Raw genomic sequence first — 12328 nt, forward strand, 5'->3', positions numbered from 1 at the left:
GAATCGAGCACTCCGGTCAGAGCACTCAGGGGTAGCCATTACATCGGATCATTGCGCCGCAACAGTTCTTCGGGCAAATGTTCGATGTATTCGTCTTCGGCCGGCGGCATCTGCAGGTGATAGCCCTGCTTCTCGAGGTTCTCCAGCACCTGGTGGATATCTTCGCGCGACAGCGTGCGCTCAGGTGTCAGGACCAGGTCGAAGGCATGGTGCGGTTTACCGAAGGCCAGCAGCAGATTCTCCGGAACACGCTCAAGGGCATCGCTCTTGAGCACGTAGAGGTACATTTCGTTCCGGCGCGGGCTTCTGTAGATGGAGCAAATACGTTTCAAGGCTGTTCTCCGGCAGTCGCCAGGCTGTCGAGCAACGCCTGGCCCATCAACTCGCGGCGCCAGCCACGCAGCGAATCGGGCAATTGGTAAGGTCCAGCGGGGAAGCCACTCTTGATCAGCGCTTCCAGGGTTTTCTTGCGCAACATCAACTCCGGCGCGACGTCCAGGCGCTCGGCTTCGGCCTGGCCGAGGGCACGCAGGCGCTTGACCAGTGCCGAGGCTTCGATCGGCAACGGCTCGGGCACCGCCGGCGGCCATTGGTCCATCGACGCACTGCCGGCCCGCTTGATCAGCTCCAGCAGGAACTCGCCGTCCTGGCGCACGGTACGCGGGTGCATATCCTCGATGCGGGCCAGTGCCACCAGGTTGTCCGGCTGGCTCTTGGCCAACGGCCACAAGGAGTGTTCACGGACGATCCGGTTGCGTGGCAGATCGCGGGCGCGGGCTTCGCGCTCACGCCAGGCGCACAGCTCGCGCAGCACCACCAATTGCGCGCGGGACAGCTTCCAGGCCAGCTTCGCCTCGCGGTAAACCTCGTAGGGGTCGACCTCGCGACGCAGATTGGCCACCAGTTCCGCGCCGTCTTCCAGGACCCAGGCGTACTTGTCGTCCGACAGCTTCGGACGCACGCGGGTGTAGACCTCGGCCAGATGCACGGCATCTTCGGCGGCGTAGCTGACCTGGGTTTCCGACAGGGGGCGCTGCAACCAGTCCGAACGGGTCTCGCCCTTGGGCAGCTCGATACCGAGAACTTCCTGCACCAGGCGCGAATAGCCCATGGAGAAACCCAGGTTCAGGTACGCGGCGGCGAGCTGGGTGTCGAACAGCGGCACCGGCAGGCTGCCGGTCAGGCGCAACAGCACTTCGAGGTCTTCACTGCAGGCGTGCACGACCTTGACCACCGCGGAATCTTCGAGCAATGCCGCCAGAGGCTGCCACTGGTCGATGGTCAGGGGATCGATCAGGTAGGCGCGTTCGCCGTCACCGATCTGAATCAGGCCGGCAATCGGATAAAAAGTGTCGACCCGCATGAATTCGGTGTCGAGGGCAACAAAGGGTAGCTGTTGCCATTGGGCGCAATGCCGACCGAGGCTATCGTTGTCGCGAATCCAGTGAATATCGATGGCCACACGGCTCTCCCTTGAAGAATGGCACGCAGTATATCTCGCCACCGGGCTTTGCGAGCACTCACTCTGCAAGTGCCATAGCGAAAGAACTGACTAAGCAACAAGAATAGTCCCACTCAAGGTCTTGAAGTGCTCAGGCCAGGATCAGCTGTTCTTGCGCAGCACATAGAGGCGTCGCATGGCGTAACCCGGAAAGAAATCGCGGTGACCGACGATGTCGAAACCGGCCTCGCGAAACTCGCCTTCGACCAGTGCCTTGCCGAACAGCATGCGCTGCGAGTCCTGGCCGCGTGCCTGAGCCTGGCGCCGCCGATGCCAGGCCATGACTTTGCCGTCCATCCATAACGAGAGGATCAGCGTGTCGCGGCTGACCCGATGGAATTCACGCAGGATCGCCAGCCGGTGCTCGCGGTCGCCAAGGTGCTGGAACAATGGCATGCAAAAAATGCAGTCCACCGCATTCTCCGGCAAGCCAATGGCAAACACCGAGCTCTGAAAGGTCCTGACCCGCTGGAACAGATCGGCAGGATGATGGAGCGCGCATTGATCCAGTATCTCTTGCGAGGGATCGGCTGCGAGGATCACCCGGTTACCGCGCTCGGCCAGTACCGGCCAGAAACGCCCGACACCGCAGGGCAGGTCAAGGACCAGGCCGGGCTCGCCGGCCAGCTTCAGCGCCTGGCGCACCCACTGCTTTTCTCGCGCCAACCCCAGGCGCCGGACCAGGCTGTCGGGAGCCTGCTCCAGCCGAGCCCGGGCACGCTCGCGCGCGCGCTGGCGGGCAAGTTCAAGCTCAACGGTTGAAGGTGGTTGCGCAGGCATGACTCGCGAACTCTCGACGGGGAACCTGTGTCGGGTGGATCGAACACACGGAATCGGTTTGAGGGATTGCCGGGAGCCCAAAAGCTCCACTCGGCAACGTTTCAAACCTTAGTCAGGCGCACATCAATATTTTGTGAAAAATTCCCGCCCAAGTTGTTCAACAGGTTACCGGGCGTTCAGGCGATTGCATTCAGTTTTGAAGAAGCGTGCATACGCACGGGCTAAACACTCCGCCACTCTCCCACCAGCGCCGCGAACGCCTCGCAGGCGGCGCTGCGCCAGGCGCCCTTGCGACTGAGCAGGGCCACCGTGCGCTGCGGTAGCGCCGGTGTCAGCTCCAGCGCGACCAGCCCCGGCTGCTCGCGGGCAATGGCCGCGGGCAGGATTGTCGCCAACTGACCACGGCGGACCAGCTCGACAATCGCACTGATGGAATTGGCCTCGACAGCGATACGCGGCACGATACCGTGCTGGCGGCAGTAGAGGTCGATGTGTTGGCGGGTGGCGAAATCCTGGCTGAGCAGGACCAGCGACTGCCGCTCCAGATCATGGCCAGTGAGAACCTTGTCAGCCGCCTGCGAATGGCTCGCCCCCACCATCAGGCTCAAGGTTTCACTGAACAGCACCTCACTCTGGATATCCACCAGGTGCATCCCGGTAAAGGCAATGCCGATATCCAGCAGGTCCTCGGCCAAGGCGGCCTCCAGGCGATCCTGGGTCATTTCCTGAACACTCAGGGTGATGCCCGGATAGAGGCTGTTGAAGCGATGCAACAACGGCGCGATGAGATAGGCGGTAAAGGTCGGTGTCATGGCCAGACGCAGGCCACCGCGACTCAGGTCCCGCACATCGTGCATCGCCCGCTTGCCCGCTTCCAGGTCCTGCAGGGCCAAGCGGGCAAACCGCACATAAGCCTCGCCAGCATCGGTCAGGCGGATGCTGCGTCCCGAACGATCGAACAGCGTCGCCCCCAGGCGCTCTTCCAGTTGCCTGATCTGCTGGGACAGCGTCGGCTGCGAGACATGCAAGGCCTCGGCGGCCCGGGTGAAATTGCGCTGTTCGGCGACGGCCAGCAGATAACGGATATGACGCAGCAGCATCGGGCACTCAACTATAGGCAGGACTTATGGCTTTCATAATAAGCCGGTCTTGGACGCTATGCCTGAAAACTTCCATCCTTGCCCCATCAGCCACACGCAAGGAGAAGCCCCATGCAAGCCATCATCGACGGATTCCTGAAGTTCCAACGCGAAGCCTTTCCGACCCGCAGCGCCCTGTTCAAGCAACTGGCAACCACCCAGAACCCCGGCACCCTGTTCGTCACCTGCTCGGACAGCCGGGTGGTGCCGGAACTGCTGACCCAGCAAGAGCCCGGCGATCTGTTCGTAATTCGCAATGCCGGCAACATCGTGCCCTCCTACGGCCCGGAGCCGGGCGGCGTCTCGGCCACGGTGGAGTATGCGGTGGCGGTGCTCGGGGTGCGCGATATCGTGATCTGCGGCCATTCCGACTGCGGTGCGATGACCGCCATTTCCACCTGCAAATGCCTCGACCACCTACCGGCGGTGGCCAACTGGCTGCGCCACGCCGAATCGGCCAAGGTCATCAATGCCGCCCGCAACCATGCCTCGACCGAGGCCCGGCTGGACGCCCTGGTCCGAGAAAACGTGATCGCCCAGTTGGCTAACCTGAAGACTCACCCCTCGGTTGCCCTGGCGCTGGAACAAGGTCGGCTGAACCTGCATGGCTGGGTGTACGACATCGAGAGCGGTTCCATCGCCGCCCTCGACGGCAGCACCGGTCGCTTTGTCTCACTTACCGAACAGCCGCAGGCCTGCGCGCTGTCGACACAATTTTCACAGGTCGCCTGACCTGAATCCTACTGACGAAAACGAGGAAATCACCATGTTGCAGTCCCAATTCGCACAAGCTCCACGCCTGGCCCTGGCTGATACCATCATCGACGCCAAGCAACGCCTGAACCTGTCCTGGCAGGACCTGACCGACGGCACCGGCCTGAGCCTGGCCTTCGTCACCGCCGCCCTGCTCGGCCAGCACCCGCTGCCGGCCAGCGCCGCCAACGTGGTCTGTGAAAAGCTCGGCCTGGACCAGGACGCCAGCCGCCTGCTGCAAAGCGTGCCATTGCGCGGCAGCATTGGCTCCGGCATCCCGACCGACCCGACGATCTATCGTTTCTACGAAATGATCCAGGTCTACGGCACCACCCTGAAGGCCCTGGTCCACGAACAGTTCGGCGACGGCATCATCAGTGCCATCAACTTCAAGCTGGACATCAAGAAGGTCGAGGACCCGGATGGTGGTTCACGCGCGGTCATCACCCTGGATGGCAAATACCTGCCGACCAAACCGTTCTGATCAAGGTCTTTCCCGCTGAAACACCGCACCTGCAGGAGCCAGCTTGCTGGCGATGAGGTCCTTGCGCCTTGCAGCGTCCTTGCGCACGCCATCGCCGGCAAGCCGGCTCCTACAGGGTTTGCGGTGTTGTCAGGAACGGGTTTGCTGCCGGATCAGAGCGTCACCTTGGCGTAAGACTCGCGATCCAGGTCCACCACTTCCACCGACAGTTGTACTTCGATACCTTCCGGCCAGTCACCGAGATCCTTCAATCCCGCCAGCAGGCTCTCGGAAAGTTGTGTCTTGATCTGTGCCGAGCGCCCGCTCAACAGCGCCAGCTTTACATGCACAAACCCCCGCTCGCCCAACCCCGTCCCCACACGAAACGCCCCCAGTTGCGTGGCCCGGCTCTTGATATCGAACTCGGCACCAAACTGACCGGAGGCCACCAGCGCATGGTTGATACGCAACAACGCCTTGTCGGCGTCGAAGTCAGTCAGGTTGGGGGTGTACTCCAGGAAAACGTGAGGCATTGGCAGGCTCCGAAACAGCGGAATGGGAAGGCGCACAGATATAGCACGCGGCCTTCGGGAAAGATCATGAAACGATAACGCATTGGCGCAATGGCCGCTCCTGGACCAAATACAAAGAGGTCTAGGTAAAAAAATAGCGTGGCCACTTTGAAAATCGTATCCGAACTACTACACTCAAAACCAACACACACCCTCATCACTACCGAGGTGTTTGACCATTGGCTGCGGCGACTGAAGGCCCCCCATCGCCAAGGCACGCATTCTCTCCCGCTTGATCTCGGCACAATTTGGTGCCCTGGGGGATACGAGGAGAGTCACCGACGGGGTGAGTGAGATGCGTATTCATACAGGCCCCGGCTATCGCGTCTATTTCGCTCGCCGGGGTGAGATTCTGATTTTGCTGCTGTGTGCGGGCGACAAGTCATCGCAAAAACGTGATATCCAACACGCCAGGCTGATCCTGAGCGAGATCGAACGAGGTGATCGAACATGACCACGCTGAAACCCTTTGAAGCCAGTGACTATCTGAGCGACGAGGCGACCATTGCCGAGCTGCTCAACGTGGCCCTGAAAGACAAGAATCCCGACGTATTTCTCGCGGCACTGGCCGCCGTCGCCAAGGCCCGTGGCATGACCCGGGTTGCCCGCGACTCCGGCATGGGTCGCGAGAGTCTCTACAAAGCCCTGGCTCCCGGAGCCAAACCCCGCTACGACACCCTGCTGAAGCTGGTTGACGCCCTGGGCGTGGAACTGGTGGTGCAGCCCACCTGAGCCAACCCCGTCAGGGCGCCTCACACCGCCACCATCAAGGCGCCAGGGGTTGCCGATCACTCATGAAATGCTCAAGCCGCGAGCGCAACCACCGTTCGGCCGGATCGGTATCGACGATACCGAGCCAGACCATCGACAAGTCCAGGTTGGGCACCTTGAACGGCAGCGGTTCATCAAACAGCAGTCCCGACGCGGCCATGGCCTTGGCCGTGTAATCCGGTAGGCTGGCGACCAGATCGGTGCCCGCGAGCAAGGCCGGCAAGGCGCTGTATTGCGGCACCGAGAGCACCACATGGCGCTTGCGGCCGATTTCCGCCAGCCACTCGTCGGCCAGGCTGCTGATATTGGCGGTGTGGGACACCAGGACATGCGGCCGCGCGCAGTACTCATCGAGGGTCAAGGGCGTCGTCGAGGCGTCGGCGCGCAGGATCATCGGCTGGATATGACGCAATAGCTTGCGCTTGGCATTGGCCGGCAGGCCCCGGGTCTGGCTGATGCCCACGGTAATATCGCCGGAGGCCAGCAGGTCGGGAATGCGCCAGTAGTCAACATGCTGAACCACGATCACCACATTCGGCGCTTCCTGGCGCAAGGCTCGCAGCAGCGTCGGCAACAAGCCGAACTCGACATCGTCCGACAGGCCGATGCGAAAGGTCATGGTGCTGCTGGCCGGGTCGAAGTCGTGGGTCAGGCTCAAGGCATTCGACAGCGAATCCAGCGCCGGCGACAGGTGCAGGATAATCTCCTCGGCCCGCGCAGTGGGCTCCATGCGGTGCCCGACGCGGATAAACAGCGGGTCATTGAACATTGCCCGCAGGCGATTGAGCGCCGAACTGATGGTCGGCTGACCCAGAAACAGCTTCTCCGCCACCCGCGTCACATTGCGTTCGAGCATCAGTGTTTCGAACACCACCATCAGATTGATGTCGGCTTTACGCAGTTCGTTGCGGTTCATCTATGGCCCCAGCTCCTCGATTGCGCCTCAGTGTAGGAAGGCAAGAACGGACGTGTCCAGACGACGAAGGGACGGGTTGTGCGGACAAACAACGGTACCCACGAAATAGCTGAGCATTGTAGCGTCGTTACCCTCTATTGGCTGATTAACAAACAAGCCCGATACAAGGACCGGGCTTGTTTGACGGCACCGCACCGAAACGACTAAGTGCCCAGCCATGACGGCAGACTCATCCAAAGTGTTTCTCAGCACCGGGGAACCCCAGGCTCCACGGTTGCGCCCGGGATATCGCAGTGGTAGTTGAATTCTTCATTGGGGAGCGCTTGACCGTTGGGGCGGTCAAGAACACACCTTACCGAACGTTCCCTTTCCGAGGCATCAAGCGGGGGGAATTTCTCTCCGGCTATCCGCACAGCCGTCGGCCGATATTCCTCGGCCTTGCGGCCAATAATATCCTGGGTAAGACCTTCCGGGCTGAACAGACCGTGAGTGTATTGAAATATACGCCCAGTCATCACTCGACTCGGCTGACCGTCACCACCTATGTACCTCATGGTGCACAGCCACTGAAAACCTATACCCGCAGGCAGCTCAGCAGAAGCCACTATCGGCCAAAGAGAGAGCACTGAAACGATAATTGCCATTTTGACAAGCGGCCTGGTCAATCCATAAATTGCAGACATGGGGTTTATCTCCGTTTATTCCTATAAACGCATCCACCGTCAGTAACGGTCATGCGTGTATGAATCGCGGAAGATAACCCACGGCTTGGCGACAGCCCTCAGGCGACAGGGTGAGTATAGATTAGCCTTTGGCGGAAACGGAAAAGCCCCTGAAATCTCGCGACTTCAGGGGCTTTTCTATGTATGGCGGAGAGATAGGGATTCGAACCCTAGGTACCGGTGAAGGTACAACGGATTTCGAATCCGTCCCATTCGGCCACTCTGGCATCTCTCCAACGGCGCGCATCATAACAACACTTTTGCCGGAAGCGAAGCCCCAATTGCAAAAAAATTACGTGCTATCAGATGCTTGCGTCGATTACAGCGGTACGCCCAGACGCTTGGCGACTTCTTCGTAGGCTTCGATAACATCACCGAGGCCCTGGCGGAAGCGGTCCTTGTCCATCTTCTTGCGTGTTTCCTTGTCCCACAGGCGGCAGCCGTCCGGGCTGAACTCGTCGCCCAGCACGATCTGGCCGTGGAATACGCCGAACTCCAGCTTGAAGTCCACCAGCAGCAAGCCGGCTTCGTCGAACAGCTGGCTCAGCACTTCGTTGACCTTGAGCGACAGCTCTTTCATCTTCGCCAATTGCTCGGCAGTGCCCCAACCGAATGCCACGACATGGGATTCGTTGATGAACGGGTCGCCCTTGGCGTCGTCCTTGAGGAACAGTTCGAAGGTGTAGGGATTGAGCTTCAGGCCCTCTTCCACGCCCAGGCGCTTGACCAGGCTGCCGGCCGCGTAGTTACGCACCACGCATTCCACCGGGATCATGTCGAGCTTCTTCACCAGGCATTCGTTGTCGCCCAGCAGCTTGTCGAACTGGGTCGGAATACCGGCCGCTTCGAGCTTCTGCATGATGAAGGCGTTGAACTTGTTGTTCACCATGCCCTTGCGGTCCAGCTGTTCGATGCGCTTGCCGTCGAACGCCGAAGTGTCGTTGCGAAACAGCAGGATCAAACGGTCGGCGTCGTCGGTCTTGTACACCGACTTGGCTTTGCCGCGGTAGAGTTCTTCACGTTTTTCCATGATGGGCTCCGCTTGTTAAGTTGTTGGGCCAGGCGATATGTCGCCAGTCGAGCCCTGAATCTTGATCGGCCAATTGCAGCCAGTCCGGGTCGCACCCAAGGGTGTCGACAAAACATTGCCGGGCCAGCCGCGGCAGGTTGTTCTTGCTGCTCAGGTGGGCCAGTACCAGGTGTTGCAGGTCTTGCCAGCCCAACTCGGCCACCAGGCTCGCGGCCTGGTGGTTGTTCAAATGTCCCAGTTCACCACCGACCCGTTGCTTGAGAAAGGCCGGGTAATGCCCACGCCCCAGCAGGTCGCGACAATGGTTGGACTCGATCATCAAGGCATCGAGACCGCTGTAGCTGTCCATGACCCGGCCACAATAGGAACCCAGGTCGGTCAGCAGGCCGAAACGCCGCCGACCGTCACTGAATACGTACTGCGTCGGCTCAAGGGCATCGTGAGCCACCGACACCACCTCGATGCTCAAGCCGCCAATCCGCAAGGTCTCGCCGCCAGCCACGAAACCCGCCGGCTCGATGGGCTTGCGCAAGCCGCGCAAGGTGCCACGGCTCAGATACACCGGTAGATTGTAGCGCCGAGACAGCAAACCCACGCCATGCACGTGGTCGGCATGTTCGTGAGTGACCAGAATCGCGCTCAACTGCGTCGGACTCACCCCGAGGCGGGCCAGACGTCGCTCGGTTTCCCGCAGCGAGAAACCACAATCGACCAGGATCAGCGTGTCTTCACTGGCGATCAGCGTGCCGTTCCCTTGGCTACCACTGCCGAGAACGGCAAACCGCACCGGATCAGCCCAGGTTGTCTTGAATCACGCCCAACACCCGACGGGCCACATCGGCCGGTGCCACGGTGTTGATGTCCTTCTCGACGGTCACCTGGACGTTGTCGCCGACCTTGCTCAGGCGAACCTGATAACGCACGGCACGGGTTTCGATCTCTTCCTTGCTCGGCTTGCTGCCGAACAGACGACCGAAGAAGCCAGGCTCGTCGTTCTTCTTCTCGGCTTTTTCCGCCAGGTTGATGTAGTACAGGCCCAGGCTGCGGTTGATGTCTTCCACGCGCCACTCACCCTGCTCCAGCGCACGGCCGACACTCGACCAGGCACGGTCGAGGTCTTCACCGACGTTGAGCACCGGGTTGCCGCTACCGTCCTGGCTCAGGCTGACACGGCTTGGGGTATCGAAATCACGCGCGGCCAGCAACGACACCGAACCGCCCTTCTCGGCGCTGCGACTCATGCTCGAGAGCATTTCGTCGACCAGCGCCGAATCCAGGCCGAGATTGACCGAACGCGGGGTGAAATCGACGTTGGCGGTGCTGCCGGCCGGGCGCTGGGCACTGACCACATAGACTTCACTGGTATTGCGTTGCACGCCCGGCTCGATCCGGACCCGCACGCGGGTTTCGTTGTCACCCGCCGCCAGGCGCTTGCCCATCACCGCCGAGAGCTCATCGGAGCGCTGCCAGGCCGTGGTGAACTCACCGGTCTGCGGGCGTTGCGCGTCGATCCGGAAACCGTTGTCCTGGAAGAACTGCAAGGCCACTGGCCAGACTTCGGCCGGGGTATGCTGGGCCATTACCCAACGCGAATCGCCGCTTTTCTGCAGGCTGTAGTCGCTGGCGCTGGCCGCGACCTGCAAAGGCAGCGGACGCGGCACTTCGTACGGGCCCTTGGCGGTGTCGTCAGCGACGTTGCGCGGAATCGGCAGCAAGGGGTCAAGACGCTTGCTGGTGGTGACATCCGCCGGCAACTGCATGGCCGGTGTCTGTTTCGAATCCAGGTAATCGCTGCCGCGGTCGCGGAAATATCCTTCCGGGCCCCACAGCCAGGCGCAGCCACTGGTGCTGGAGATAATCAAGGCAAGTGCAGAAAGTCCGGCCAATCGCTTCATGCGGGGTATTTCCTCAATTAAACCAGGACGCCGGACTGGCGCATGGCCTGCCGCAGCGGTTCGTGACAGGGCGCACTGAGCCAGGTGAGCGGCAGACGGATACCGTCCGGCATCAAGCCCATCTCATGCAGTGCCCATTTCACGGGGATAGGGTTGGATTCGATGAACAGGGTCTTGTTCAGCGGCATCAGTTTTTCGTGAATCGCCCGCGCCTCGTCGGCCTTGCCGGCCATGGCGGCGGCGCACAGGTCGCTCATTTCACGGGGCGCGACGTTGGCGGTCACCGAGATATTGCCCTTGCCGCCGAGCAGCATCAGCTCGACCGCGGTGGCGTCATCACCGGAGTACACCAGGAAATCGCTGCTCACACCGGCCAGGATCGCCTTGGCTCGCTCCAGGTCGCCGGTGGCTTCCTTGATACCGATGATGTTCGGTACGCTCGACAGGCGAATCACGGTCTCGGCCTGCATGTCGCACGCGGTACGACCCGGAACGTTGTAGAGGATCTGCGGGATATCGACCGCTTCGGCGATGGTGCGGAAATGCTGGTACAGGCCTTCCTGGGTCGGCTTGTTGTAATAAGGGGTCACCAGCAGGCACGCATCGGCGCCAGCGTTTTTCGCGTTGGTGGTCAGTTCGATCGCTTCACGGGTCGAATTGGCGCCCGTACCGGCAATCACCGGGATACGCCCCGCCACCTGGTCAACCACGCGACGAATCACTTCGATATGTTCGTTCACATCGAGAGTGGCCGACTCACCAGTGGTGCCGACCGCGACAATGGCGTTGGTGCCGTTTTGCAGGTGGAAGTCCACCAGTTTGCTCAGGCTGTCCCAGTCAAGACGACCCTGTGCATCCATGGGTGTGACCAGTGCCACCATACTGCCCGCAATCATGCAACCGCTCCTGCCGGAAAAAGAGAGCGGTAATGGTACTGGCGCCATCAGGCTTGTACAAGCGAAGTACTGTCTATGAGCATTCCCCTGAGCGCAGGTTTTCGCTACCCTTCAGACTTTGATCGGTACTGAGTCGCTCATGTGCCGGGTTCCAGCCTCCATTTTCGCTGCCCGAAGCCCGTTCCGGCCTGGCCGCCGCCCGTCCTCTGCGAGGCGGAACCCGGCACCAGCGCTCGATTCCAGGCCTCGCCATCCGCATCCGGATACCCGAACCCAGCCCCTGACCGCCCCCAAGGTACCGACCGCTCATCGCTTTAGGAATGCTGCATGTCCACCCCCACAGTCCGCGAACAATTCCTTGTTATCAGTGCCCTCGGCGCCAACCCCATGGAGCTGACCAACGTCCTGTGCCGCGCCAGCCATGAAAATCGCTGCGCCGTCGTAACCTCACGCCTGACCCGCCACGGCGAGTACAGTGCGCTGGTCCTGCAGATTTCCGGTAGCTGGGACGCCCTGGCGCGCCTTGAAGCCGGATTGCCGAACCTGGCGAAGAAGCATGCCTTCATCGTCAGCGTGGTGCGCAGCGGTGCCCTGGAGAGCCGTCCCCAGGCGCTGCCGTACGTCGCTTATGTCAGCTCGGCCTACCGCTCGGACATCATCAACGAGCTGTGCCAGTTCTTTATGGACCATAACGTCGAGCTGGAAAACCTGACCTGCGACACGTACCTGGCGCCCCAGACCGGCGGCACCATGCTCAACGCCACCTTTACCGTGACCCTGCCTGCCGGCGTGCAGATCAGCTGGTTGCGCGATCAGTTCCTGGACTTCGCCGACGCGATGAACCTCGACGCGCTGATCGAACCGTGGCGCCCACAGAACCCAATGTAAGG

At 61.1% G+C, this 12328-nt stretch carries 15 protein-coding genes and 1 tRNA gene; 5 read left to right on the top strand and 11 right to left on the bottom strand.

The features are described 5' to 3' along the window. Positions 1-38: 38 nt before the first annotated feature. From AC07VG_RS07445 to cynR, 4 genes are all read right to left on the bottom strand, one after another. Entirely contained in the window at positions 39-332 is a 294-nt protein-coding gene (locus AC07VG_RS07445) for a YcgL domain-containing protein (protein WP_494999663.1), read from the bottom strand. Then, positions 329-1462, bottom strand: coding sequence for a ribonuclease D (gene rnd, locus AC07VG_RS07450; RefSeq protein ID WP_494999662.1), 1134 nt, complete (start codon positions 1460-1462; stop codon positions 329-331). Before rnd ends, AC07VG_RS07445 begins: the two co-directional genes overlap by 4 nt. Positions 1463-1603: 141 nt before the next feature. After that, positions 1604-2281 (bottom strand): class I SAM-dependent methyltransferase, encoded by a 678-nt coding sequence (locus AC07VG_RS07455; protein WP_494999661.1) that lies wholly within the window; start codon positions 2279-2281, stop codon positions 1604-1606. Positions 2282-2502: 221 nt separating this feature from the next. Beyond that, positions 2503-3381 carry a transcriptional regulator CynR gene (gene cynR, locus AC07VG_RS07460; protein ID WP_494999660.1) on the bottom strand — a complete coding sequence of 293 codons (879 nt, stop codon included), beginning with the start codon at positions 3379-3381 and terminating at the stop codon, positions 2503-2505. Positions 3382-3492: 111 nt separating this feature from the next. On the opposite strand from cynR, the gene AC07VG_RS07465 reads away from it, so the two are divergent. Both AC07VG_RS07465 and cynS read left to right on the top strand, forming a co-directional pair. Beyond that, complete coding sequence (locus tag AC07VG_RS07465; RefSeq protein ID WP_494999659.1) at positions 3493-4152, top strand: carbonic anhydrase; 660 nt, start codon at positions 3493-3495, stop codon at positions 4150-4152. A 34-nt stretch (positions 4153-4186) separates the two neighbouring features. Further along, positions 4187-4657, top strand: a complete 471-nt coding sequence (gene cynS, locus AC07VG_RS07470) for a cyanase (RefSeq protein ID WP_494999658.1) — start codon at positions 4187-4189, stop codon at positions 4655-4657. 152 nt (positions 4658-4809) lie between these two features. Here the strand turns inward: cynS and AC07VG_RS07475 are convergent, their stop codons facing one another. Beyond that, positions 4810-5169 (bottom strand): 5-carboxymethyl-2-hydroxymuconate Delta-isomerase, encoded by a 360-nt coding sequence (locus AC07VG_RS07475; protein ID WP_495020754.1) that lies wholly within the window; start codon positions 5167-5169, stop codon positions 4810-4812. A gap of 271 nt (positions 5170-5440) precedes the next feature. Here AC07VG_RS07475 and AC07VG_RS07480 point away from each other — a divergent pair, with 271 nt between their 5' ends. Both AC07VG_RS07480 and AC07VG_RS07485 read left to right on the top strand, forming a co-directional pair. Further along, positions 5441-5662, top strand: a complete 222-nt coding sequence (locus tag AC07VG_RS07480; protein ID WP_494999656.1) for a type II toxin-antitoxin system RelE/ParE family toxin — start codon at positions 5441-5443, stop codon at positions 5660-5662. Further along, on the top strand, positions 5659-5940 hold the full coding sequence (locus AC07VG_RS07485; protein WP_100938869.1) for an addiction module antidote protein: 282 nt from the start codon (positions 5659-5661) through the stop codon (positions 5938-5940). The genes AC07VG_RS07480 and AC07VG_RS07485 overlap by 4 nt, the downstream gene beginning before the upstream one ends. A 34-nt stretch (positions 5941-5974) precedes the next feature. Here AC07VG_RS07485 and AC07VG_RS07490 read toward each other — a convergent pair whose 3' ends face one another. The 6 genes from AC07VG_RS07490 to dapA all read right to left on the bottom strand — a co-directional run bounded on the left by AC07VG_RS07490 (position 5975) and on the right by dapA (position 11438). After that, the gene (locus AC07VG_RS07490; RefSeq protein ID WP_494999655.1) at positions 5975-6895 is read right to left on the bottom strand and encodes a LysR family transcriptional regulator; all 921 of its coding nucleotides are present in this window, start codon (positions 6893-6895) and stop codon (positions 5975-5977) included. A gap of 867 nt (positions 6896-7762) precedes the next feature. Continuing rightward, a tRNA-Ser gene (locus tag AC07VG_RS07495) sits at positions 7763-7852 on the bottom strand. 84 nt (positions 7853-7936) lie between these two features. Then, on the bottom strand, positions 7937-8647 hold the full coding sequence (gene purC / locus AC07VG_RS07500) for a phosphoribosylaminoimidazolesuccinocarboxamide synthase (RefSeq protein WP_248745063.1): 711 nt from the start codon (positions 8645-8647) through the stop codon (positions 7937-7939). Next, positions 8634-9434: an MBL fold metallo-hydrolase gene (locus tag AC07VG_RS07505; protein WP_177099987.1), complete on the bottom strand. Its 801-nt coding sequence runs from the start codon at positions 9432-9434 to the stop codon at positions 8634-8636. The genes purC and AC07VG_RS07505 overlap by 14 nt, the downstream gene beginning before the upstream one ends. A gap of 4 nt (positions 9435-9438) precedes the next feature. Next, on the bottom strand, positions 9439-10542 hold the full coding sequence (gene bamC, locus AC07VG_RS07510) for an NlpB/DapX family lipoprotein (RefSeq protein ID WP_494999654.1): 1104 nt from the start codon (positions 10540-10542) through the stop codon (positions 9439-9441). 17 nt (positions 10543-10559) lie between these two features. Further along, entirely contained in the window at positions 10560-11438 is an 879-nt protein-coding gene (dapA, locus tag AC07VG_RS07515) for a 4-hydroxy-tetrahydrodipicolinate synthase (RefSeq protein ID WP_494999653.1), read from the bottom strand. A 327-nt stretch (positions 11439-11765) separates the two neighbouring features. Here dapA and AC07VG_RS07520 point away from each other — a divergent pair, with 327 nt between their 5' ends. Continuing rightward, positions 11766-12326: a glycine cleavage system transcriptional repressor gene (locus AC07VG_RS07520; protein WP_100938862.1), complete on the top strand. Its 561-nt coding sequence runs from the start codon at positions 11766-11768 to the stop codon at positions 12324-12326. Positions 12327-12328 lie beyond the last annotated feature (2 nt).

Source organism: Pseudomonas sp. GW821-FHT03C07, assembly GCF_059420925.1.

Bases quoted from the DNA above. Each gene is read 5' to 3' on its own strand.
- AC07VG_RS07465 (WP_494999659.1), top strand. From the start codon at position 3,493: ATGCAAGCCATCATCGACGGATTCCTGAAGTTCCAACGCGAAGCCTTT.
- cynS (WP_494999658.1), top strand. From the start codon at position 4,187: ATGTTGCAGTCCCAATTCGCACAAGCTCCACGCCTGGCCCTGGCTGAT.
- AC07VG_RS07490 (WP_494999655.1), bottom strand. From the start codon at position 6,895: ATGAACCGCAACGAACTGCGTAAAGCCGACATCAATCTGATGGTGGTG.
- AC07VG_RS07455 (WP_494999661.1), bottom strand. From the start codon at position 2,281: ATGCCTGCGCAACCACCTTCAACCGTTGAGCTTGAACTTGCCCGCCAG.
- AC07VG_RS07485 (WP_100938869.1), top strand. From the start codon at position 5,659: ATGACCACGCTGAAACCCTTTGAAGCCAGTGACTATCTGAGCGACGAG.
- AC07VG_RS07520 (WP_100938862.1), top strand. From the start codon at position 11,766: ATGTCCACCCCCACAGTCCGCGAACAATTCCTTGTTATCAGTGCCCTC.
- dapA (WP_494999653.1), bottom strand. From the start codon at position 11,438: ATGATTGCGGGCAGTATGGTGGCACTGGTCACACCCATGGATGCACAG.
- purC (WP_248745063.1), bottom strand. From the start codon at position 8,647: ATGGAAAAACGTGAAGAACTCTACCGCGGCAAAGCCAAGTCGGTGTAC.
- AC07VG_RS07475 (WP_495020754.1), bottom strand. From the start codon at position 5,169: ATGCCTCACGTTTTCCTGGAGTACACCCCCAACCTGACTGACTTCGAC.
- bamC (WP_494999654.1), bottom strand. From the start codon at position 10,542: ATGAAGCGATTGGCCGGACTTTCTGCACTTGCCTTGATTATCTCCAGC.
- cynR (WP_494999660.1), bottom strand. From the start codon at position 3,381: ATGCTGCTGCGTCATATCCGTTATCTGCTGGCCGTCGCCGAACAGCGC.